At 65.2% G+C, this 21746-nt stretch carries 16 protein-coding genes and 2 tRNA genes; 7 read left to right on the top strand and 11 right to left on the bottom strand.

Annotated features, from left to right (window positions below):
• Nucleotides 1–37 precede the first annotated feature (37 nt).
• Nucleotides 38–583 carry a MarR family winged helix-turn-helix transcriptional regulator gene (locus AC3FNH_RS19030; protein ID WP_488721181.1) on the bottom strand — a complete coding sequence of 182 codons (546 nt, stop codon included), beginning with the start codon at nt 581–583 and terminating at the stop codon, nt 38–40.
• Nucleotides 584–957: 374 nt separating this feature from the next.
• Here AC3FNH_RS19030 and scpC point away from each other — a divergent pair, with 374 nt between their 5' ends.
• Nucleotides 958–2475, top strand: a complete 1518-nt coding sequence (scpC, locus tag AC3FNH_RS19025) for a succinyl-CoA:acetate CoA-transferase ScpC (protein WP_276097653.1) — start codon at nt 958–960, stop codon at nt 2473–2475.
• Nucleotides 2476–2558: 83 nt separating this feature from the next.
• Here the strand turns inward: scpC and AC3FNH_RS19020 are convergent, their stop codons facing one another.
• A complete protein-coding gene (locus AC3FNH_RS19020) occupies nt 2559–2945 on the bottom strand; it encodes a hypothetical protein (RefSeq protein WP_276097652.1) in 387 nt (128 codons plus the stop codon).
• Nucleotides 2946–3655: 710 nt separating this feature from the next.
• Nucleotides 3656–4633, bottom strand: a complete 978-nt coding sequence (locus AC3FNH_RS19015) for a tripartite tricarboxylate transporter substrate binding protein BugE (RefSeq protein ID WP_276097651.1) — start codon at nt 4631–4633, stop codon at nt 3656–3658.
• A 60-nt stretch (nt 4634–4693) separates the two neighbouring features.
• On the opposite strand from AC3FNH_RS19015, the gene AC3FNH_RS19010 reads away from it, so the two are divergent.
• A complete protein-coding gene (locus AC3FNH_RS19010; protein WP_488721180.1) occupies nt 4694–5014 on the top strand; it encodes a hypothetical protein in 321 nt (106 codons plus the stop codon).
• On the opposite strand, the gene AC3FNH_RS19005 is transcribed toward AC3FNH_RS19010, so the two are convergent.
• Nucleotides 5002–5077: transfer RNA gene (locus tag AC3FNH_RS19005), tRNA-Lys, on the bottom strand. The genes AC3FNH_RS19010 and AC3FNH_RS19005 overlap by 13 nt on opposite strands.
• A 140-nt stretch (nt 5078–5217) precedes the next feature.
• Between AC3FNH_RS19005 and AC3FNH_RS19000 the strand changes: the two genes are divergently transcribed.
• Together AC3FNH_RS19000 and AC3FNH_RS18995 are read left to right on the top strand one after the other, a co-directional pair.
• Nucleotides 5218–6126 (top strand): LysR family transcriptional regulator, encoded by a 909-nt coding sequence (locus AC3FNH_RS19000; RefSeq protein WP_276097650.1) that lies wholly within the window; start codon nt 5218–5220, stop codon nt 6124–6126.
• A gap of 128 nt (nt 6127–6254) precedes the next feature.
• The gene (locus AC3FNH_RS18995; RefSeq protein ID WP_488721179.1) at nt 6255–7646 is read left to right on the top strand and encodes an 8-oxoguanine deaminase; all 1392 of its coding nucleotides are present in this window, start codon (nt 6255–6257) and stop codon (nt 7644–7646) included.
• A gap of 101 nt (nt 7647–7747) precedes the next feature.
• Here AC3FNH_RS18995 and AC3FNH_RS18990 read toward each other — a convergent pair.
• Nucleotides 7748–7823 (bottom strand) — tRNA-Lys (locus AC3FNH_RS18990).
• Between the two features lie 236 nt (nt 7824–8059).
• Between AC3FNH_RS18990 and AC3FNH_RS18985 the strand changes: the two genes are divergently transcribed.
• The gene (locus AC3FNH_RS18985; RefSeq protein ID WP_224079910.1) at nt 8060–8323 is read left to right on the top strand and encodes a DUF1488 family protein; all 264 of its coding nucleotides are present in this window, start codon (nt 8060–8062) and stop codon (nt 8321–8323) included.
• Between the two features lie 176 nt (nt 8324–8499).
• Here AC3FNH_RS18985 and AC3FNH_RS18980 read toward each other — a convergent pair whose 3' ends face one another.
• The 4 genes from AC3FNH_RS18980 to folD all read right to left on the bottom strand — a co-directional run bounded on the left by AC3FNH_RS18980 (nt 8500) and on the right by folD (nt 14341).
• Nucleotides 8500–10299 (bottom strand): SulP family inorganic anion transporter, encoded by a 1800-nt coding sequence (locus AC3FNH_RS18980; protein ID WP_488721178.1) that lies wholly within the window; start codon nt 10297–10299, stop codon nt 8500–8502.
• Between the two features lie 182 nt (nt 10300–10481).
• Nucleotides 10482–11309 (bottom strand): exodeoxyribonuclease III, encoded by an 828-nt coding sequence (gene xth / locus AC3FNH_RS18975; protein ID WP_488721177.1) that lies wholly within the window; start codon nt 11307–11309, stop codon nt 10482–10484.
• Complete coding sequence (locus AC3FNH_RS18970; RefSeq protein WP_488721176.1) at nt 11306–13384, bottom strand: M3 family metallopeptidase; 2079 nt, start codon at nt 13382–13384, stop codon at nt 11306–11308. Before AC3FNH_RS18970 ends, xth begins: the two co-directional genes overlap by 4 nt.
• Nucleotides 13385–13489: 105 nt before the next feature.
• Nucleotides 13490–14341 (bottom strand): bifunctional methylenetetrahydrofolate dehydrogenase/methenyltetrahydrofolate cyclohydrolase FolD, encoded by an 852-nt coding sequence (gene folD / locus AC3FNH_RS18965; protein WP_488721175.1) that lies wholly within the window; start codon nt 14339–14341, stop codon nt 13490–13492.
• 179 nt (nt 14342–14520) lie between these two features.
• Here folD and AC3FNH_RS18960 point away from each other — a divergent pair, with 179 nt between their 5' ends.
• Entirely contained in the window at nt 14521–15201 is a 681-nt protein-coding gene (locus tag AC3FNH_RS18960) for a hypothetical protein (protein ID WP_488721174.1), read from the top strand.
• 65 nt (nt 15202–15266) lie between these two features.
• Here AC3FNH_RS18960 and AC3FNH_RS18955 read toward each other — a convergent pair whose 3' ends face one another.
• On the bottom strand, nt 15267–15899 hold the full coding sequence (locus AC3FNH_RS18955) for a response regulator transcription factor (RefSeq protein ID WP_488721173.1): 633 nt from the start codon (nt 15897–15899) through the stop codon (nt 15267–15269).
• Nucleotides 15900–16019: 120 nt separating this feature from the next.
• The gene (locus AC3FNH_RS18950; protein WP_276097642.1) at nt 16020–18611 is read right to left on the bottom strand and encodes a PAS domain S-box protein; all 2592 of its coding nucleotides are present in this window, start codon (nt 18609–18611) and stop codon (nt 16020–16022) included.
• Nucleotides 18612–19026: 415 nt separating this feature from the next.
• Here AC3FNH_RS18950 and aceE point away from each other — a divergent pair, with 415 nt between their 5' ends.
• Nucleotides 19027–21714, top strand: coding sequence for a pyruvate dehydrogenase (acetyl-transferring), homodimeric type (gene aceE, locus AC3FNH_RS18945; protein ID WP_276097641.1), 2688 nt, complete (start codon nt 19027–19029; stop codon nt 21712–21714).
• Nucleotides 21715–21746: the final 32 nt, after the last annotated feature.

Here is a 21746-nt window from a genome sequence, read left to right as displayed (position 1 = left end):
CCAGCACGGCGCCGGACAGCGCCTTCGAGGGGGTAAATCAGGCGGACATCGGCTGCGCTGCGCCGGCGCCACCAGCCGCCACACGCCCTGCCGCGGTGTGCAGCGTCACCGGCTCGTTAGCCGGGTTGCGGCTACGGCGCGCGGAGTGATCGCTCAAAGTCAGCTTCATGCGCTGCAACAGCGCGCCGAGTGCCACGCGCTCGTGCGAACTGAATGGCGATACCGAGACCGAGTGCAGGGCTTTGACCGCCTGCCACACGCGTTCGACGCGGCCCTCAGCCGCAGCGCTGATCCGCGGTGCGCCGGAGTCTGAATACTCGATCCAGCCGTCGCGCTGTAACTCACCCAGCATGTGTTCGGCGCGTGCGGCGTCGATCGGCATGACGCCCGCAAGCGGCTCGTGGCGCACGAATGCGTTCTGCATGATGGCTCGCAGCAAGAGCCATTTGCCATAGTTGAGCCCGGAGGCCGAAAGGGTCTGTTCCAAAGCACCTTGCCAGGCGGTGACCGCGTCCATCAGGGCAAGGACAACCGGCTCGTTGGGTTCGAGTGGTTTGCTATGCATGTTTTGGCGTCTCCTCATGTCTGTCGCCGACATTGCAACGCTCTTGGGCCGGAGCTTGGCCGGCCCGGGCGGCACAGGCGCCGCGCCTCGACTCCAGGGTCAAATCGGGGCGGTCTTTCCTGATGCGGCAGACACTACCAGAAGCCAAGGCTTTTTGTATGTTTCCTAGGGTTTGTCCCGCCGTCGCCGGAAGGCCCTTTTCTGCCCAAATGGAGGGGGCATGGCCGGCACTTCGCCCTTGTTTTAGGCTTATGAAAAAAGCGACTTGTTTTTATGAATTTAAATCCATGTTGGAATGCGGCGACGTGACTACACTGCCTTTCCAACCCCCGACGCCATGACTTCCGGGGGCGCACGGGTGGACCGGAACCGCCCGGCAACCGGAGATGAAGATGTACAAGGAACGCATTCGCCTGCCGAGGCTGCTGGACAAGGTGGTCTCGGCCGATACGGCAGCCGAGCTCATCCGCGACGGCATGACGGTGGGCATGAGCGGCTTTACCCGTGCGGGCGACTGCAAGGAAGTGCCATTCGCACTGGCGCGCCGCGCCGCTACTGAGCCGCTGCGCATCACGCTGATGACCGGCGCGTCGCTCGGCAACGATATCGACAAGGTGCTGGCGCAGGCCGACGTGATCGCGCGCCGCCTGCCTTTCCAGTCCGATGAGACCCTGCGGCGCAAGATCAACGCCGGCGAAGTCATGTTCATCGACCAGCATCTGTCCGAGACGGTTGAGCAGTTGCGCTCCGGCCAGATTGCGCCGGTGGACGTGGCCGTGGTGGAAGCGGTCGCGATCACGGAGCAGGGCGGCATCGTGCCGAGCACTTCGGTCGGCAACTCGGCCAGCTTTGCCATGCTTGCGCGCAAGGTGATCGTCGAGATCAACATGAACATGCCGCTGGCGCTCGAGGGCTTCCACGACATTTACTTCCCGGTGCAGCGCCCATACCGGCAGCCGATCCCCCTGATTTCCGCCGAGCAGCGCATCGGCTTGCCGTATATCCCGATCGATCCGGAAAAGATTGCCGCGATTGTCATCACTGGCAAGGACGACAGTCCATCCAACGCGCTGCCGCCCGATGAAGGCACGCGCCAGATCGCGGGGCACTTGAGCGAGTTTCTCGGGCGCGAAGTCCGCGCCGGGCGGCTGTCGCCGTCGCTGCAGCCGCTGCAGGCCGGCATCGGCACGATTTCAAATGCCGTGCTGCATGGGCTGATCGACTCGCCGTTCCACGATCTCAAGATGTACTCCGAGGTCCTGCAGGACAGCACGATCGAGTTGCTCGACTCGGGGCGGCTCGCGTTTGCCTCGGCGTCGTCGGTGACGCTGTCGCGCCCGGTCTACCAGCACTTCATCGCGAACCTGGAGCGGTACCGGTCGCGGCTGGTGCTGCGGCCGCAGGAGATCAGCAACCATCCGGAGATCCTGCGCCGGCTCGGGCTCATCACCATCAATACCGCGCTGGAGTGCGACATCTACGGCAATGTCAATTCGACGCATGTCGGAGGCACGCACATGATGAACGGCATCGGCGGCTCGGGCGATTTCGCACGCAATGCGCATCTGTCGGTATTCGTGACCAAGTCCGTGGCAAAGGGCGGCGATATTTCCAGCATCGTGCCGATGGTGGCGCATGTGGACCACACCGAGCACGATGTCGACATCATCGTGACCGAGCACGGTCTGGCCGACCTGCGCGGCCTGGCGCCACGCGAACGCGCCAGGCAGGTCATCGACAACTGCGCGGATCCGGCCTATCGCGACGTGCTGAACGACTATTTCCGCCGCGCCAGCCGGCTTGGCGGGCAGACGCCACACCTGCTGGAGGAAGCGTTGTCCTGGCATGTGCGCTACCGCGACCTAGGCACCATGCGCGCCTCCGTGCCGCAGCACGCGATGGCTGCCTGATCGCTGGCATCGAAAGCAAACAGCCCGCAGATGCGGGCTGTTTTGTTTGCAGCCTGCTCCGCAGAGCAGGCGACGCAGAAGTCTTACTGCGACTTCGCCGCGGGTGCCTTGGCGCCATCGGTGTACGGGTCGTACTTGCCGGACTTGGCGCCGTCGGTGTACGGATCGAACTTGCCGGCCTTGGCACCGTCGGTGTACGGGTCGGGCTTGCCGGCCTTGGCGCCGTCGGTGTATGGATCGGTCTTCTTGCCAGCGAGGTCGGCCTTGGTCGACTGCTTTGCGCCGTCCGTGTATGGATCGAATTTGCCCGACTTGGCTGCGTTCTGGTTCGGACTCGCCTTCTTCTTGGCGTGGCTGCCGCCGTACAGGTCGCCGCCCTCCGTGTAGTTCTTCTGCGCATACGCAAGCTGCGTTGCACCGAAGGCCGCCAGTGCGGCAACGATCAGGGTCGGAACGGTCTTCTTGAGCATCTTCATCCTCGCGAGTGGCGGTCGCGCAGCGCCTGCGCGATCCGGTTGGGGCCGAGTTTGGCGGATCATCCCCGGCTACTGTACCGAGGTCGGCGCTGGTCCGCATAGTGAAACTTTCTTCTAGTTGCATTGAACGCTTTCTTGTCCGGCAACGACCTGTGCAAAGTCAAAGTTGATGCAGAATAAGGATCGACATCTCCTGGTGGTGCGCAATAGTGTGCGATCAGGCACAAAAAAGGGTTCTTCGCCGGATGCGGGGATGGGTTGTCGTGCTTTGCAGGCGCCGCTGTTTCGCCGGCGTAGCCGGCGAGCCACTTTTTGTCCGAGCGACAAAAGAGTAAGCAGAAAAGCGCGTCGCCTGGCGGCTGGCCATCAACGATGCGCTTTTTGTGTTCAAGCGGCTTTGGTCTCGCGATGCTTGGGTGCCCGTTCGAGCCTGCTACGCATAGTGATTCAGAACCAGTGCCTGCGATAACCGGCTCTTGTACGATCCCCATGTAGGGCTCGGGTACAGCGTTCCAATAGCGTCAGTGGTAGGACGCCTATGGCTGCGCAGCGCGCGCGTCCAATTCGGTATGCGCAGGGCATCAACGGCGCTGGCGCGGTGCTTCTCCCTTTTCGCCTATTCGCCCATTCCCCGCAATCCGGCGAAGAGCCAAAAAAAAGCCGGCTGGTATGCAGCCGGCTTTCTTCTTGCAGGGCAGATGCCCTTATTCGAGCGTGATGTTCTGGTCGTGCGCAATCTTCTTGCGCAGGTCCAGTTCACGCTTGATCTGGGCCGCGTACTGGGCCGACGTATTGCCGTCGGGGTAGGCGCCGCTATCCGCCAGGCGGCGCTTCACGGCCGGGTCCTGCAGGGCCTTGACGGCGGCATCGTGCACGCGCGCGACGATGGCGGCCGGCGTGTTGGCCGGGGCGACCAGGCCATACCATGCCATGTTGTTCATATCCTTCATGCCGGCTTCGGCGAAGGTCGGCACGTCGGGCAAACCTTCCACGCGCTTGGGCGCGGCCACGGCCAGCGCGCGCAGCTTGCCGGCCTGGATGAACGGCATCGAGGACGGCAGGTTGTCGAACTGGACATTGACCTGGCCGGCCAGCGTGTCATTCAGCGCCGGGCCCGATCCGCGGTACGGGATATGGACCATATCGGTCTTGGTGATGTCCTTGAACAGCTCGCCATCCAGATGGGAAATGCTGCCCTTGCCAGCCGACGCGTAGCTGTACTTGCCCGGGTTGGACTTGAGCAGCGCGACGAATTCCTTCAGCGTCTTGGCCGGGACCTTCGGGTTGACCGTCAGCACGTTCGGCACGTTCACCAGGTTGGTGATGGGCGCGAAATCCTTGATCGGGTCATACGGATTGCGGGCATTGGTGGCCGGGTTGGTGGCCATCGTGCTTACGGTAGCGATGCCCAGCGTATAGCCGTCCGGAGTGGACTTGGCCAGGGCATCGGCACCGATGGCGCCGCCGCCGCCGCCGCGGTTTTCCACCACGACGGGCTGGCCCAGTTCGCGGCCGAGCGCGTCGGAAACGGCGCGTGCCACGATGTCGGTGGTGCCGCCGGCCGCGAACGGCACGATCAGGCGGATCGGCTTGGTCGGGTAGCTTTGCGCCTGGGCGCCGCCGTGGAACAGGCCGAGGGCCGCGATGCAGGCTGCAGCGCCTGCTTTGAGAACTGCTTTCAAGGAGTGCCTCCGTTCTTCATTCACTGATTGTCGCCGGGCCGGATACCTGGGGCGTTCTTCATGGCGATTCTGGGTCGCCTGCGCTTGTCGGTGAATCGTCCGGTCCTGACTCGGCAGGCTGGTCCTCGTTGTGCGAAACCAGCCAACAACCCACAGAAATTTGGTTCCGCGATACGGAACTACGTTCCGCGTTGTGCGCCGGTGGCCATTCAACAGGGAAAGGTCGGTGAGTGGTATCAGGGAGAACCCGCGTATCAAGAAATGGCAGGTGCTGCCGTGCGCGGGCAAGAGGGCATCCCAGCAAAGACAGCAGAAGCGCATCAAAGCAAAAAGGCCAACCTTGCGGCTGGCCTTTTCTGGGAATTCGCTGGTGGGGCGTGAGTGACTCGAACACTCGACCTACGGATTAAGAGTCCGCTGCTCTACCAACTGAGCTAACGCCCCAACGAAGAAAAAGATTGTAGCAAGGTATCTAGTAAGACGCAATAGGTGAGGCGAACTTTCTTTTCCGGCACTCGCGGCTACAATGCCGAGCTTCCTGATGCGGTCAGTCACGCCGAAAGCCGTGACGACCAGACAACTCCATGCATGCCCGGATCCTGCGCTATCTAGACGAGGTGGTACGCCGCGGTTCGATCCGCAAGGCCGCGGAGCATCTCCATGTGGCGCCGACTGCGATCAACCGGCAGATTCTGGACCTGGAAGCCGAGCTCGGCGCTCCTGTATTCGAGCGCATCAACCGGCGCCTGCGCCTGACACCGCTTGGCGAGATGGTCCTCGCTCACGTCCGGCAGACCTTGCGCGAGCACGAGGCATTGCGCGAGCGGATCGAGGACTTCAAGGGCGCCCGGCGCGGTGAGGTCACGGTGGCTGCAACCGCCGGGCTCGCGGGGTCGTTGCTGCCATCGCTGGTGCATGATTTCCGCCAGCGGTATCCGGGCATCATCCTGCGCGTGGTGGATCTGCCTGTGGCGGAGATTGCCACCGCCGTGGAGCAGGGCGAGGCCGACCTCGGTCTCGGCTACGACCTGCCCGCCGCGCCAGCGCTGCGCGTGCTCGCGACCAGCGACTGGCAGATTGGCGCCGTGGTGCCGCCAGACCACGCACTCGCTGAGCAACCCTCCGTGCTGCTCAGCGAGTGCGTCGGCTATCCGCTGGTCCTGCCGGCGCCATCGCTGTCGATCCGAGCCATCCTCGATGACGCCTTTGCGCGCAATGCCATCGACGTGACGCCGGCCGCCGAGTCGACCTCGATGGCGCTGATCCAGCGCCTGGTCATGCTGGGCAGCGGCGTCGCCTTGCTCAATCCGCTCGACATCATGGAGGAACGCGCGCGCGGCGCGCTGGTGCTGGTGCCGCTGCGCGACCGCTACCTGCGGCGCCAGACCCTCGCCCTGGTGGCGCGTGCGCACGGCACGCTAAGCCCGGCGGCTGAGCTGATGGCCGGGAGTATCGGCGCAACGCTGGCGGCGCTGTTCGCGCAAGGGCGCTAACGCCTGCGTTTTTGCGGGCGTTATTGTGTGTCCACATTTTGTGGACATGGTTGGCGAAATTCTGTGCTTTGGGATTGACGGAGCGGGTCTTAGACTCGCGTCATGCCAACCGCCAGAGACTTGCCGATATGACCCTGATTGCCCTGAACGCCGATGTGCTTGTCACCATGGATGCGCAACGGCGAGAAATACCCGATGGCGCACTGGTTGCCGACGGCCCCGCGGTGCAATGGGTCGGGGCGACGGCGGATTTGCCGCCGCAGTATCGCCGCATGATCGACGATGGCACGGCGCAGGTCATCGACATGCGCGGCCGTGTAGTGATTCCCGGCCTGGTCAATACGCACCATCACATGTACCAGAGCCTGACCCGCGCCGTGCCCGCGGCACAGGATGCCGAGCTGTTTGCGTGGCTGACCAATCTCTACATGCTGTGGTCGCACCTGACACCGGAGATGATCGGCATCTCGACGAAGACCGCGATGGCCGAGTTGATGCTGTCGGGCTGCACGACCACGAGCGATCACCTCTATCTCTATCCAAACGGATCGCGCCTCGACGACTCCATTGCCGCCGCGCAGGAAATGGGCATGCGCTTCCACGCGGCGCGCGGCTCGATGAGCGTCGGCCGCAGCAAGGGTGGCCTGCCGCCGGATGTAGTGGTGGAAGAGGAGGCCGCCATCCTGCGCGACAGCCAGCGCCTGGTCGAGCAGTATCACGATAGTTCTCGTCACGCGATGCTGCGCATGGTGCTGGCGCCCTGTTCGCCGTTTTCAGTGTCGCGCGACCTGATGCGCGAATCGGCGCTCATGGCTCGCCACTATGGCGTGTCGCTGCATACGCACCTGGCCGAGAACGACAACGACATCGCCTATTCGCGCGAGAAGTTCGGGCTGACGCCTGCACAGTACGCCGAGGATCTCGGCTGGGTCGGCCGCGATGTCTGGCATGCCCACTGCGTGAAGCTCGACGAGGAGGGGATCGCCCTGTTTGCGCGTACGGGTACGGGTGTTGCGCATTGCCCGTGCTCCAATATGCGGCTGGCGTCAGGCATCGCCCCGGTGCGCGCCATGCGCGATGCCGGCGTCAAAGTTGGCCTCGGCGTGGACGGCAGTGCCTCGAACGATGGCGCGCATATGCTTGGCGAGGCGCGCCAGGCCATGCTGCTGCAGCGCGTCGGGTTTGGGCCGGCGGCGATGAGCGCGCGCGAGGCACTGGAGATTGCCACGCTCGGCGGTGCGCGCGTGCTCAATCGGGATGACATCGGTGCGTTGGCCCCCGGCATGTCTGCCGACTTCGTGGCCTTCGATATGTCGGCTGTCGGCTTTGCCGGGGGCGGGCATGACCCGGTTGCCGCGCTGGTGTTCTGCGCGCCCGCCAATGTGGTCACCAGCGTGATCAACGGACGCGTGGTGGTTCGTGACGGTGAACTGCTGACGGCCGACTTGCCGGTCGTGTTGTCGCGGCACCGCCAGCTCGCGCGCACGCTGTTCGAGCGCGCACGCGACAGCGGCGCCTGAGTGTGTTGCTGCGCCTGCCGCCTGCAGGCGCAGCCCAAAAGCAAAAAGCAAAAAGCAAAAAGCCGGAAGCAGATGCTTCCGGCCTTTTGCCTTGTATTCGATGGTGGGGCGTGAGTGACTCGAACACTCGACCTACGGATTAAGAGTCCGCTGCTCTACCAACTGAGCTAACGCCCCAACGAAGAACAAGATTCTAACATGATTTCGGAGTTTGTCAAACACCCGCGTACATCAAACGAGTTCGGGCCGAACTCGCGCAGCGCCTGCGGCGTTGGCATCGCTCCGAATGTGGAGGGAACCGGCGCGCCTGTCCGGAGGTCATTCGATTGAGTGGATCAACGAAGGTCCGCGCATACGATATTGCTCCGGCCATGTTAGGATGTTTCTCCACTTGCATATGGAGGGCTGCACCGATGGATATCAAGTTCCAAGAGCAAGAGCGCTACGACATCAATAACGAAGGCTTGCTGTTCCACGCCATCGTCAATGGCGAAAAGGTAACGTGCGTCGTGACACGCGAAGCACTATGGGAAGGATTCAGCGCGGACCAGGTCCTGTCGCTGGAAGAAGCCTTCCGCGCCGGGCGCGACACGATCGAGCGCGCAGCGGTGGTGCTGATTGAACAAGGCGTCCCGCAACCGGTCGTCGTCAAGCGCGCACACGTGGCGCCGGTCTGATCCGGATGGATGCCCCGGCCAGCCGCAGGCAAGCCGCGGGCGCCCATCTCGCATCAGCCTCTTTCCGGTAGCGCAATACTCCGCCGCTGCCAATCCGTCTTACCGTGCGGCATCCGGTTATCTCCGATGCCAGTCTCCCGCTTCAATCATTCGGACCTGTCATTCTGACGCGGCTGTCACAGCGCTTCCGCGTGCGTTTGCGCGCCGGGGCGCTGCGCGCACTCTTCGAAGATGCGCACTTGGCACTGCGCGCAGATATCGGGAGAGAGTTGCCCGATGATCGTGTGCAGCGCCTGACGCTTGGTGGAAAAGATGTGGTCCGTGCGGAGCTTGGTGGTGAACCCCGTTTGTTCCCAGGTCTGCAGCACTTGCGTGCGCGGACGGTGGAAGTACAGGTCGCCGCCGACGGCGCGCCGTTCGGTCAGTTCGGCTTCCCACATCTCCGCGCCGGCCAGGTCGATGAAGTTCATGCTCTTGGTCATGGCCAGCAGATGCTTCTGGCTGGCATTGACCGTGCGCAGCCAGTGCAGCCGATCCGTCACGTACTGCACGGCGCCGAAATAGATGGCGCCTTCCATGCGCAGCAGCTTGAGTTGGGGGCACTCCGGCTGCGGCCGCTGCAATTCGTCCAGCGGCGTGAAGCGGCGGCCCGGGTCGTCGGCGTCGGGCACGAGGCTGCGCACCGCCGGTCGTGATGTGCGGTACAGGTAGGCGACCAGCGAAAGAATGGTACCGAGCAGCACCGCCATCTCCAGCCGGATCACCAGGGTGGCGGCGAAGGTGCCCACGGCGATAGCGAACTCGGTGCGGCTCAGGGCGGCAATGCGGCGCAGGCGGGCAAAGTCGAACAAGCCCCAGGCGACGAGCAGCAGCATGGCCGCGATCGCGGCCAGCGGAATCTGCGCGAGCAGCGGCGCGCTGACGGCCACCAGCAGGACTAGCCACAGGGCCGAGAACACGCTGGCCAGCGGCGTCTTCGCACCGGCCTCCAAATTCGGCACCGAGCGGTTGAGCGAACCGCACGAGATGTAGCCGGAGAACAGGCCGCCGGCAATATTCGACAGCCCCTGGCCAATGAATTCGCGGTTGGCATCGATATGCTGGCCGGAACGCAACGCTACCGCCTTGGCAATCGAGATCGACTGGCCCAGTGCGACGATGGTCAGCGCCGAGGCGATGCCGAACAGGTCCGGCACGCTGCGCCAGGAAACATCCGGCACACGGAAGCTCGGAATTGCCGAGGAGATCGGTCCGACCACATTGACATGGTGTTCGCCCCCCCATCCGGTCCGGTTCAGCACCAAAGCCACGCCGTAGCCGGCCATGAGACCAAGCAGCATGAACGGCAGCCGCTTGCCCAGGCGCTTGAACACCAGCGTCGCGCCGAGCGTGACAGCGCCCACGGTGGCTGCGCCCCAGTTGATGGCGTCCAGGTTGTCGAACAGGAAGCGCAGCACGCCGAATGCGCTGGTGCCCGTGGGCACCGCCAGGCCGAGCAGGTCCTTGAGCGCATAGAGGCCGATCAGCGTGGCTGCGCCGCAGGTGAAGCCGAGCAGCACGGAAGGGGAGATGAAGTTGGCCAGCGTGCCCAGCCGCAGCGTGCCGACCGCAAACTGCATCAAGCCGACCAGGATGGTGACCGACAGCGCCAGGCCGATATAAGCCGGGCTGCCCGCGAAGGCCACGGGACTCAGCATGGCGAACAGCGCCAGCGAATTGGCATTGGTCGGACCGGACATTACGTGCCAGCTCGACCCGAACAGCGCGGCGATGATGCATGGCACCACGGCCGTGTAGATGCCGTACTCCGGCGGCAGCCCCGCCAGCGTGGCAAAGGCCACGCCCTGCGGCAACACCAGCACGGCGCCGAGCAGTCCCGCGACCACGTCCGCGCGCAAGGTGGCACGGGACACGCGTTGAGTCCAGGGAAGCAGGCGCTGCAGCCGGTCGGCTGGGCTGGTTGCGGTGGCAGTCATTGGTCAGGTTGGGGTTTGCCTGCTGGCGGCGGGGGCGTGCGGCGCCGTGAGCTGGTCGGCCAGGGCATGAAGGGAAGGTGAGGATGGCGGGGGCGTGCCAGGTTCATGGCGGCAGTGTATCCGCCCCCCGCCATGCGCCGCGAGCCGGGCTTGCCCGGACTTGCGTGCGCGTGGCGAGCGGGTCAGCCGCAGTTGAGCGTGGCGACGACCGGCGTGTGGTCGGACGGCTGCTCCCAGGTGCGCGGCACGCGGTCAATCACACAGGCGGAGCAATTGCTGGCCAGGGCTGGCGACAGCAGGATGTGGTCGATGCGCAAGCCCGCATTGCGCCGGAACGCGAACATGCGGTAATCCCACCAGGAGAAGGCCTTCTCTGGCTGCTCGAACTTGCGGAAGACATCGGCCAGTCCCAGTTCGACCAGCGCGGCAAAGGCCGCGCGCTCCTGGGGCGAGACCAGGTTCTGGCCTTCCCATTTGGCGGGGTCGTGCACGTCGCGGTCTTCCGGCGCGATGTTGAAGTCGCCGAGCAGCGCGAGCCGCGGATACTTCACCAGCTCTTCGCGCAGCCACGCCGTCATGGCTTCGAGCCACTTCAGCTTGTAGACGAACTTGTCCGAGTCCAGCGCCTGCCCGTTCGGGAAATAGGCGCAGACCAGCCGGACGTCGCCATAGGTCGCGGCCACGACGCGTTGCTGCGCATCTTCAAAGCCCGGGATATTGCGCACCACATCGGTCGGGCCCGGCATGCTGGCATCGCGCGCGAGGATGGCAACGCCGTTGTAGGTCTTCTGGCCCGTGTAGACGCTGTGGAAACCGGCGTTTTCCAGTTCCGCGAGCGGGTACTTGTCGTCAGGCAGCTTCAGTTCCTGCAGGCACAGCGCGTCGATCGGCGCGCCGGCCTGCTCCTGTTCCGCCAGCCATTGCAGCACCTGCGGCAGGCGCACCTTGAGCGAGTTGACGTTCCAGCTTGCGATGCGCAGCGGGCCGGAGACAGGCAGCGCCGCGCTCATGCTGCCATGCCTCCGTGACGCAGCAGCGCGTCGATCTGCGGCGCGCGGCCGCGGAACGCGACGAAGGAATCCATGGCGGGGCGGCTGCCGCCGACCGACAGGATCTCGCGCTGGTAGCGCGCGCCGGTTTCGCTGTCGAGCACGGTGCCCGACAACTGCGCGGCTTCCTCGAAGGCGGCGTACACGTCGGCCGACAGCACTTCGGCCCACTTGTAGCTGTAGTAGCCCGCGGCATAGCCGCCCGCGAAGATGTGGCTGAAGGTATTGGGCCAGCGCGACAGCGGGTACTGCGGTACCACGTGCACGCGGTCGTTGATCTCGCGCGACAGGTCCAGCACGCTCTTCGCGCCCTGCGGGTCGAAGTCGGTGTGCAGGTGCATGTCGAACGACGAGAACACGATCTGGCGCAGCGTCATCATGCCGTTCTGGAAATTCTTGGCCGCCAGCATGCGGTCGAACAGCGGGCGCGGCAGCGGCTCGCCGCTGTCGACGTGCTGGGTCATGCCGGTCAGCACCTCATATTCCCAGCAGAAGTTCTCCATGAACTGGGACGGCAGTTCCACCGCATCCCATTCCACGCCGTTGATGCCGGACACGCCCAGCTCGCCCACCTGCGTCAGCATGTGGTGCAGGCCGTGGCCGAATTCATGGAACAGCGTGATGACTTCGTCGTGCGTGAACAGTGCCGGCTTGTCGCCGACCGGTGCCGAGAAATTGCAGGTGAGGTAGGCCACCGGCGTCTGCACCTTGCCATTGGCCAGGATCTTGCGGCCGCGCGCATCATCCATCCACGCGCCGCCGCGCTTGCCTTCGCGCGCATAGAGGTCGATGTAGAACTGGGCCAGCAGCGTGCCGTCGGCCGCATTCACGCGGAAGAAGCGCACGTCCTTGTGCCAGGTCTGCGATGTATCGGACTGGATCTTCACCGAGAACAGCCGCTCGACGGCCCCGAACAGACCCTGCAGCACCTTGGGCTCGGGGAAGTATTGCTTCACCTCGTTCTCCGAGAACGCATAGCGTTGCTCCCGCAGCTTTTCGGAGGCATAGGCAACGTCCCACGGCGCCAGTTCGGCCAGCCCCAGCTCGGCCGCGGCATAGGCCTTGAGTTCAGCCCAGTCCTGCTCGGCATACGGACGTGCCTTGACCGCGAGTTCGTCGAGGAACTTCAGCACCTCGGCTGGCGACTCGGCCATCTTCGGCACCAGCGACACTTCGCCGTAGCACTGGTAGCCGAGCATCTGCGCTTCCTCGCGGCGCAGTGCGAGCTGTTCACGCATATTGGCCGTGTTGTCCCAGTCGGCCTGGCCGCTGCCGTACTGGGCGCCATGTTCCGATGCACGGGTCACGTTGGCCTCGTACAGGGTCTGGCGCAGCGCTCGGTCGTCCGCGTACTGCAGCACGGGGAAGTAGGAGGGGAAGTGCAGCGTGAATTTCCAGCCGGCCTTGCCGTCCTTCTCCGCCGCGTGGCGGGCAGCCTCCTGTGCGTCCTCGGGCAATCCGGATAGCCGTGCCGGATCTTCGATGATCAGCGCGTAGGCGTTGGTGGCGTCGAGCACGTGGTCGGAGAATGCCTTGGACAACTGCGCCTGCTGTTCCTGGATTTCGGCAAAGCGCGGTTTCTTGTCCTCGGGCAGTTCGGCGCCGCCCAGACGGAAGCCGCGCAGCTCGTTCTCGATGAGCTGGTGGCGCGCGGCGCTCATGCCGGCAAATTCGGGGCTGGCTGCGAGCGCCTTGTACTTTTCATAGAGCGCCAGGCTTTGGCCCAGCGACGACCAGAACTCCGTCATGCGCGGCAGGTTCTCGGCGTGCGCCTTGCGCAGCTCCGGCGTATCGGCGACCGCGCTCAGGTGCCCGACCACGCCCCAGGCGCGGCCCAGCGGCTCGGTGACGGCTTCCAGCGCTTCCACGGCACTGGCCCAGTCGGACGGCGTGGCCGGATCTTCGGCGCGCGCCACGGCTGCCTGCGCACGCTCGAGCAGCACGTCGAGCGCCGGGCTGATGTGCTCGGGGCGGATCTCGGAGAAGCGCGGCAGGTCGGTGAAGTCCAGCAGTGGATTGTTGAGGGCTTGGTCCATGGCGGTTCTCGGTTGTCTGGCCTGAAGAGGCAATGGCTTGCAGATGGGGGCAGCGCCGCGGCTTTTCCAGTGCCGTTGCGGCCTCCGCCGCAACGGCCGGCAGGCTTAGCCGGCGACGCGCTCGGCGGCTTCCAGCGTATTGATCAGCAACATGGTGATGGTCATCGGGCCGACGCCGCCCGGGACCGGCGTGATATGGCCGGCCACTTCGCGCACGCCGGCGAAGTCCACGTCACCGCACAGCTTGCCGTTGTCGTCGCGGTTCATGCCCACGTCGATCACGACCGCACCGGGCTTGACCATGTCGGCGGTAATCAGGTTGCGCTTGCCCACGGCGGCAACGATCACGTCGGCGTCGCGGGTATGGGCGCCGATGTCGCGCGTCTTGCTGTTGCAGATGGTGACCGTGGCGCCAGCCTGCAGCAGCAGCATGGCCATCGGCTTGCCGACGATATTCGAGGCGCCGACCACCACCGCACGGGCGCCGCGCAGCGGGTAGTTGATCGATTCCAGCATCTTCATGCAGCCGTATGGCGTGCACGGGCGGAACAGCGGGGCGCCGGTCATGAGTGCGCCGGCATTGGCCACATGGAAGCCGTCGACGTCCTTTTCCGGGGCGATGGCCTCAAGCACCTTGTGGCTGTCGATGTGCTTGGGCAGCGGCAGTTGCACCAGGATGCCGTGGATCTTGGGATCCTTGTTCAGCGCGTCGATACGGGCCAGCAGGTCGGCTTCGGACAGGTCGGCCGGGTAGCGGTCCAGCGACGAGTGGAAGCCGTTGTCCTCGCAGGCCTTGACCTTGTTGCGCACATAGACCTGGCTGGCCGGGTCCTCGCCGACCAGGACCACGGCCAGGCCGGGCTGGTGCCCGCGTTCGGTCAGGCGGGCGGCGCGCACGGCGGCTTCGGAACGGATATGTTTGGCAAGTGCGTTGCCGTCGATCAGTTGTGCAGACATGGGGGACAGGGCGGGTTTATGGCCGGGAGTGAAGGCGCCGTCGCGGGGCGGCGCCCGGCCGGCAGAGCTTAAAGGCGAATTATACGGGGTGACGGGCGGGCATTCCGCCCCGCGACGGCCGCGTTGCCGTTTGACCGCTGGCAAGCCGGGATGCCCGGCCACGCTGGTAGCATCGTCACATGCACACCGCGCTCCCATCCCTGTTGTCCGATCCGCTGCTCGTCTTCGTGTCCATTGCCGGGTTTGGCTGGGCGCTGAGCCGCCGCCCCTGGCACTTGCTGCGGCGCGGTTCCCTGCAGCATGCCTGGCTGGGCGCGATGGTGTTGGTGGCGCTGTTGTGGACGGTGCGTGCCACGCTGGTCGGCGGCCTGGTGATCCAGCTCCTCGGCGCGACGCTGATGGTCACGCTGTTCGGGTTGCCGCTGGCGCTGGTATCGCTGTTCGTGGTCGACGTGGTGTCCATGCTTGGCCTCGAATACCTGGCCGGTCACAGCTGGGCCTTGTTCGACTGGCCGTCGCTCTGGATACGCTATGTCTGGCTGGCGCTGCTGCCGGCGCTGATCTCGGCCGGGCTGCAGGGCATCATGCGCCACACGCTGCCGCGCCATCCATTCGTGTTCATCCTCGGCCATGGCTACTTCTGCGCGGGCCTGGCGGCCATGGGCGCGGGGGCGGCGGAGGCCGCCTGGCGGCACTGGATGGCTCCAGGGCTTCCGTTCAGCACCGCCGATACGCTCGCAGCCATTGTCATCCTCGCGTTTGGCGAGGCGTTCCTCACCGGCATGCTGGTCGCGATTTTTGTGGTCTACCGGCCACAATGGGTGGTGACGTTCCGGGATGAGGAGTACTTGAGCGACTGAGGCGGGGGCGACGGGGAAGTGGCGTCGATTGCCTGCCCCGGCGGGCGCCGGGGCAGCCTGCCGGATCAGCTGTTGCGCGACAGCGCCAGGCGCAGCAGGTCGGCCACGGTATTGACGTTGAGCTTTTCCATGATGTTGGCGCGGTGCGCCTCCACGGTCTTGATGGAAATGCCCAGGTCGTCGGCGATCTGCTTGTTCAGGCGGCCGGCGACGATGCGCTCCAGCACCTGCTGCTCGCGCGTGGTCAGCTTGCCCAGCAGGTCCTTGGCGGCACGCTGCTCGCGCGCGGCCGAGTGGTCCGTGCGGGCCTTCTGCAGCATGCGCTCGACCAGCGCGCGCAGTTCCGATTCGTCGAACGGCTTCTCGATGAAGTCGATGGCGCCGCGCTTCATCGTGGAAACCGCCATCGGCACATCGCCGTGGCCGGTGATGAAGACGATGGGGATATCGATGTTCTCGGCAATCATGCGTTCCTGCAGTTCCGGGCCGCTCATGCCGGGCATTCGCACATCGAGGATCAGGCAGGAAACCTGGCTGGCGTCATAGGCCGCCAGGAACTGCTCGGCGCTGCTGAAGCTGCGCACCTGGTAGCCATTGCCTTCCAGCAGCCAGGTCAGCGAGTCGCGCATCGCTTCATCGTCATCGACGATAAAGACGGTCTCGCCGCGGTGAGGGGCAGGGTTTGGCGTTGCGGTCATGAAGTCTCCTGGGACAACCATTCGTTTGCGGCAGCAGTGTAACCGGCAGCGGCGCTATGTAACAGATCCCGCACCCCACCAGCGCGGGGGGCGGGGCGTGCCACGATCGGGTGCGCGTCGTTATTGGTCGGCCATCGCCGGCTGCAGCGGCAGCATGATTTTAAACGTACAGCCGATGCCATCGGCATTGTTCTCGACCCACAACCTGCCCTGGTGGGATTCGATGATGGAGCGGCAGATGTTCAGGCCCATGCCCATGCCGTCGGACTTGGTGCTGAAGAACGGTTCGAACAGCCGTTCCTTGGTGGCTTCGTCGACGCCGGGGCCCTGGTCGATCACGTCGATACGGACGTTGTTGCCGAACTCGCCCGGCTCCACGCGCGCATGCAGGCGCACGACGCCCCCGGCGCGCGGGGCCGGCATGCCGGCCATGGCTTCCACGGCGTTCTTTAGCAGGTTCACCAGCACCTGTTCGATCAGCACGGGGTCCACGTAGATCATCACGGGCGGTGCGGGCAGGCGCGTCAGGATGGTCACGCGGCGGCGCGTGGCCTCGAGGTCGGCCAGGCCCACGGCGTCGGCGACGATGTCGTGCAGCGAGGCCTCGCGCCGCTGCGGCTGGCTGCGCTTCACGAAGCCGCGGATGCGGCTGATGATGGTGCCGGCGCGCACGGCCTGCGCCGAGGTCTTTTCCAGCACGGGGATCAGGTCCTCGGGGGTGCTGCGGCCCGAATGCAGCCGCGCCACCGCGCCCATGCAATAGTTGTTGATGGCGGCCAGCGGCTGGTTGAGCTCATGCGCGAGCGACGATGCCATCTCGCCCATGGTGGTCAGGCGGCTGGTGAACTGCAGGCGTTCCTCATGCTGGCGCGTCATTTCCTCGGCGGCCTTGCGCACCGTGATGTCGGTGGCGATCTGCATCTGCGCGAGGTGGCCATCCACCCACTGGATATAGCGGCGGCGCACCTCGAACCACTTCTGCATGTCGGGCACGAACACTTCGCGCGCGTCCGACGTGTACGGCATCAGTTCGGAGGCGGGCAGGCCGGCGTACGCGTCGACATAGTCGGTGTTGTCGCTCGAGACCTGGTCCTTGTCGACGTCATCGCCGGCCAGCTTCAGGTGGCCATCGGCCTCCCAGCCGAACAACTGGCGGTAATAGCGGTTGGCGAACAGCAGTTCGGCCTTGTCGGTGGCCAGCACCGAAACGGCGGCGTCCAGGCTCTCCAGCACGGTGGTGAAACGGTCGTGCGCGGCGGCAAGCTCCTCGCGCGCGCGCTTGGGCTCGGTGATGTCCGTCATTGAACTCATCCAGCCCGTGTGGCGGCCGCGGCTGTCCACCAGCGGCGACACATACATGCGCGAGAAGAAGCTGCTGCCGTCGCGGCGCATCACGCGCATCTCGTAGCCGCCGGCCGGCGACTTGCCCTGCAGCGTGAGGTCGATCTGCTTCTGCATCTCCTGCTGGTCATTCGGCGGCCAGTAGGGAAAGGGCGGCAGGCGGCCAACCAGGTCGTTTTCCTGCCAGCCGGTCATGCGGCAGAACGCCGGGTTGACATAGGTGATGCGGCCGTTCAGGTCGAGCGCGCGCAGGCCGATCAGCATGGAGTTCTCCATAGCGCGGCGGAACGACGTTTCGGCCAGCAGCGCGCGCTGCGCTTCGGAGCGGCGGCTGGTGTGCCGCCACATGCTCCACAGGCTCCACAGCAGGAAGCAGGACAGCCCGACCACCAGCCACAGCAGCATGTTGTTGGGCAGGTTGGACGGCGGCGGGTAGGCATCGGCGCGCAGCGACAGCGAGTGCCCGGGTGGGTCGAGCAGCACCTCGTACGACAGCGCATTGCCCGGCACCGGGCGCAGCGAGGTGCTGGCGCGCGTCTGGTTGTTCTTGTCGATCAACGAGAAGCGGTAGCGCTCGGTCAGTTCCGGCGGCAGCAGGTGAGTGAGGATGCCGTTGATGGAATAGAGCGCGCCCAGCGTGCCGAGGAACTCGTTGTCCCGCACGATCGGCACCTCCATCAGCATGAAGCTGTCGCCGCGGTCATTGGTGAGCGGGCGCGAGTAGACCACGCGCTGGGTTTCGCGCGCGGCGTCGAAGGTGTCGAGCACCTCGGGTTCGAGCGGCTGCTCCTGGTTCTCGCGCAGCCGCGCCGCAAACTCCGAGGTGGACGGCAGCGACCAGCGCCCGCGGCGCGTGGCGTCGAGCCAGTTGATGAAGACAATCTCGGGGTTCTCGCGCAGGATCTCCTGCGCCGCGGTCCGGTATGCGCCCTGTTCGAGCTGCGCGGCGGCAATGTCTCGCGCGAGCGAGGCCAGCTGGTCCTGGTTGCTCAGCAGGGACAGGCGCACGCGCTGCTGCGCCCAGGCCGCGTCGCGATACAGGGCATCGCGCTGCTGCTGGCGCTCGGTCTCGTGCAGGGACCAGAGAATCACGCCCATCGCCGCGCTGAACAGCACGATGGCCACCAGCGGGATGAACATGAACCAGCTCGTGGCGACCAGGTTGCGCCAGCGCAGCCACCACAGTCCGCGCGTCGGCGCGGCGACGGTGCCGCCGTCATCGACCTGTGCCATCGTGTCGAGGGCCCCCAGCGTGCTGGCCGGCGGCGCGGCGTGCGTGCCGTCACCACCGGTTGCCCTGGCCGTATCGGCGGCGGAAGGGGGGAGGATGGCTGCGCGCAGGCTGGACAGGAAACGATTGAAAAACGACATGACAGGGATTGACGGCTGACCGGCCAGTGTAGCGGGAATACTGCGGTGCGTCGCTTGGGGAAAGCGCCAATGAATTCAAGTAAAAACCTGACGAGGCGGCGGGGCTTGCCCCGCGCCGGCGCCCGCTGGCCATGTGGCATTTGGTGCGCCGCGACAAGATTCCACATTGTAAAAAACGATATCGCAATTTGAAAATTTCACTTGTGTTGCCCTTTCTGCTTCCATAGAATCGCTTCGACCAGAAACGCGGGCGGTAACCATGCGCCTGCCGCGCGGAGGGTCCGGAACAGGACCCCTGGCGGCGGCTTCCGATGCAAGGCGCTGCGGCGACGCATCCGCAAGTCATACCCCGTCACCCCGGACCCGAATGCCAAAAGCCAGGGTCTCCGGAGCAGGAATTCACCAGGAGACAGCCATGTCCGCCGTACCCGAGCAGATTCTCGGCGCATCCAGCGCCAACGACGCCGATCCCCAGGAAACCCATGAATGGCTGGACGCCCTGCAAGGCGTTCTCGCCGCTGAAGGCCCTTCGCGCGCGGCCTTCCTGATCGACAAGCAGATCGAGTACGCACGCGTAAACGGCGTTACCCAGCCGTTCCATGCCGAGACGCAATACATCAACACGATTCCGGTCGAGCAGCAGGCCCGCATTCCCGGCGACCAGGACATCGAGCACCGTATCCGCTCGTACACCCGCTGGAACGCCATGGCGATGGTGTTGCGCGCCAACAAGCACACCAACGTCGGCGGCCACATCTCGTCGTTCGCTTCGGCCGCGACCCTGTACGACGTCGGCTACAACCACTTCTGGCGCGCTCCGTCCGAACAAAGCGGCGGCGACCTGGTCTTCGTGCAGGGCCACTCGGCGCCGGGCGTGTACTCGCGCGCGTTCCTGCTGGGCCGCCTGACGCCCGACCAGCTCGACAGCTTCCGCCAGGAAGTGGATGGCAAGGGCATCTCGTCGTACCCGCACCCGTGGCTGATGCCGGACTTCTGGCAGTTCCCGACCGTGTCGATGGGCCTGGGCCCGATCATGGCCATCTACCAGGCCCGCTTCATGAAGTACCTGGACAGCCGCGGCCTGGCCAAGGCCGGCGACCGCAAGGTCTGGGCCTTCCTGGGCGACGGCGAGACCGACGAGCCGGAATCGCTGGGCGCGATCGGCATGGCCGGCCGCGAGAAGCTGGACAACCTGGTCTTCGTCATCAACTGCAACCTGCAGCGCCTCGATGGCCCGGTGCGCGGCAATGGCAAGATCATCCAGGAGCTGGAATCCGAGTTCCGCGGTGCCGGCTGGAACGTGATCAAGGTGGTCTGGGGCAGCAAGTGGGACTCCCTGCTGGCGCGCGACACCAAGGGCCTGCTGATGAAGCGCATGATGGATTGCGTGGATGGCGAGTACCAGACCATGAAGGCCAAGGACGGCGCTTACGTCCGCGAGCACTTCTTCAACACGCCTGAACTGAAGGCGATGGTGGCCGACTGGTCCGACGACGACATCTGGCGCCTGAACCGCGGCGGCCACGATCCGCACAAGATCTACGCCGCCTACAAGGCCGCCAGCGAGCACAAGGGCCAGCCGACGCTGATCCTGGCCAAGACCATCAAGGGCTATGGCATGAGCGAAGCCGGCCAGGCCATGAACGTGGCCCACCAGCAGAAGAAGATGCCGGTGGACGCGATCCGCAAGTTCCGCGACCAGTTCAACATCCCGGTTGCCGACGACAAGCTGGAAGAGGTGCCGTACATCACCTTCCCGGAAGGCTCGAAGGAACTGGAATACATGCGCCAGGCGCGCCTGAACCTGGGCGGCTACCTGCCAGCCCGCCGCCAGAAGGCCGAAGCCCTGCCGGTGCCGCAGCTGTCCGCGTTCGACGCACTGCTGAAGGCCACCGGCGAAGGCCGCGAAGTGTCCACCACCATGGCCTTCGTCCGTATCCTGAACACGCTGCTGAAAGACAAGCAGATCGGCAAGCACGTGGTGCCCATCGTGCCGGACGAGTCGCGCACCTTCGGCATGGAAGGCCTGTTCCGCCAGGTCGGCATCTGGAACCAGGAAGGCCAGAAGTACGTGCCGGAAGACCATGACCAGCTGATGTTCTACAAGGAATCGCAGACTGGCCAGGTGCTGCAGGAAGGCATCAACGAAGCCGGCGCCATGTGCGACTGGATCGCGGCCGCGACGTCGTACTCGACGCACGGCGTGCAGATGATCCCGTTCTACATCTACTACTCGATGTTCGGCATCCAGCGTATCGGCGACCTGTGCTGGGCCGCTGCCGACATGCGTTCGCGCGGCTTCCTGCTGGGAGGCACCGCCGGCCGCACCACGCTGAACGGCGAAGGCCTGCAGCACGAGGACGGCCACTCGCACGTGTTCCACTCGGTGATCCCGAACTGCATGTCGTACGACCCGACCTTCCAGTACGAACTGGCAGTGATCATGCAGGACGGCCTGCGCCGCATGTACGCCGAACAGGAAGACGTCTACTACTACCTGACGGTGATGAATGAGAACTACGAGCATCCGGAAATGCCGGCTGGCGTAGAGAAGGACATCGTCAAGGGCATGTACCAGTTCCGCAAGGGCGTCGAGAACAGCAACGCGCCGCGCGTGCAGTTGCTGGGCTCGGGCACGATCTTCCGCGAGGTGATCGCCGCCGCCGAGCTGCTGAAGCAGGACTGGGGCGTCGAATCCGACCTGTGGAGCTGCCCGAGCTTCACCGAGCTGGCCCGCGAAGGCCAGGCCGCCGAGCGCTTCAACCTGTTGCACCCGTCCGAGCCGCAGCGCGAGTCCTTCGTCGCGCAAAAGCTCAAGTCGGCCCGTGGCCCGGTCATTGCCTCGACCGACTATGTGCGCGCGTTCGCCGAACAGATCCGTCCGTTCGTGCCGCGTCGCTACGTGGTGCTGGGCACCGACGGCTTCGGCCGCTCGGACACCCGCGAAAAGCTGCGCCACTTCTTCGAGGTGGATCGCCACTGGGTCACGCTGGCCGCGCTGAAGGCGCTGGCCGACGAGGGCGCCATCAGCCGCGACAAGGTGGCCGAAGCGATCAAGAAGTACAACCTCGACCCGAGCAAGCCGAACCCGATGTCGGTCTGACCGGCTTCCTGCACCAACCCCCCGCAGTACGG

This window comes from Cupriavidus sp. 22TCCZM01-5, from assembly GCF_057798915.1.
This window is presented reverse-complemented; position numbering and strand designations above follow the sequence as displayed.

Excerpts from the sequence above, each read along its gene's own strand:
- aceE (WP_276097641.1), top strand. The coding sequence starts at position 19,027 with ATGTCCGCCGTACCCGAGCAGATTCTCGGCGCATCCAGCGCCAACGAC.
- folD (WP_488721175.1), bottom strand. The coding sequence starts at position 14,341 with ATGTCTGCACAACTGATCGACGGCAACGCACTTGCCAAACATATCCGT.
- xth (WP_488721177.1), bottom strand. The coding sequence starts at position 11,309 with ATGAGCGCGGCGCTGCCTGTCTCCGGCCCGCTGCGCATCGCAAGCTGG.
- AC3FNH_RS19030 (WP_488721181.1), bottom strand. The coding sequence starts at position 583 with ATGAGGAGACGCCAAAACATGCATAGCAAACCACTCGAACCCAACGAG.
- AC3FNH_RS18970 (WP_488721176.1), bottom strand. The coding sequence starts at position 13,384 with ATGGACCAAGCCCTCAACAATCCACTGCTGGACTTCACCGACCTGCCG.
- AC3FNH_RS18980 (WP_488721178.1), bottom strand. The coding sequence starts at position 10,299 with ATGACTGCCACCGCAACCAGCCCAGCCGACCGGCTGCAGCGCCTGCTT.
- AC3FNH_RS18995 (WP_488721179.1), top strand. The coding sequence starts at position 6,255 with ATGACCCTGATTGCCCTGAACGCCGATGTGCTTGTCACCATGGATGCG.
- AC3FNH_RS19020 (WP_276097652.1), bottom strand. The coding sequence starts at position 2,945 with ATGCTCAAGAAGACCGTTCCGACCCTGATCGTTGCCGCACTGGCGGCC.
- AC3FNH_RS18985 (WP_224079910.1), top strand. The coding sequence starts at position 8,060 with ATGGATATCAAGTTCCAAGAGCAAGAGCGCTACGACATCAATAACGAA.
- AC3FNH_RS18950 (WP_276097642.1), bottom strand. The coding sequence starts at position 18,611 with ATGTCGTTTTTCAATCGTTTCCTGTCCAGCCTGCGCGCAGCCATCCTC.
- AC3FNH_RS18955 (WP_488721173.1), bottom strand. The coding sequence starts at position 15,899 with ATGACCGCAACGCCAAACCCTGCCCCTCACCGCGGCGAGACCGTCTTT.
- AC3FNH_RS19010 (WP_488721180.1), top strand. The coding sequence starts at position 4,694 with ATGGCGATTCTGGGTCGCCTGCGCTTGTCGGTGAATCGTCCGGTCCTG.
- AC3FNH_RS19000 (WP_276097650.1), top strand. The coding sequence starts at position 5,218 with ATGCATGCCCGGATCCTGCGCTATCTAGACGAGGTGGTACGCCGCGGT.
- AC3FNH_RS18960 (WP_488721174.1), top strand. The coding sequence starts at position 14,521 with ATGCACACCGCGCTCCCATCCCTGTTGTCCGATCCGCTGCTCGTCTTC.
- scpC (WP_276097653.1), top strand. The coding sequence starts at position 958 with ATGTACAAGGAACGCATTCGCCTGCCGAGGCTGCTGGACAAGGTGGTC.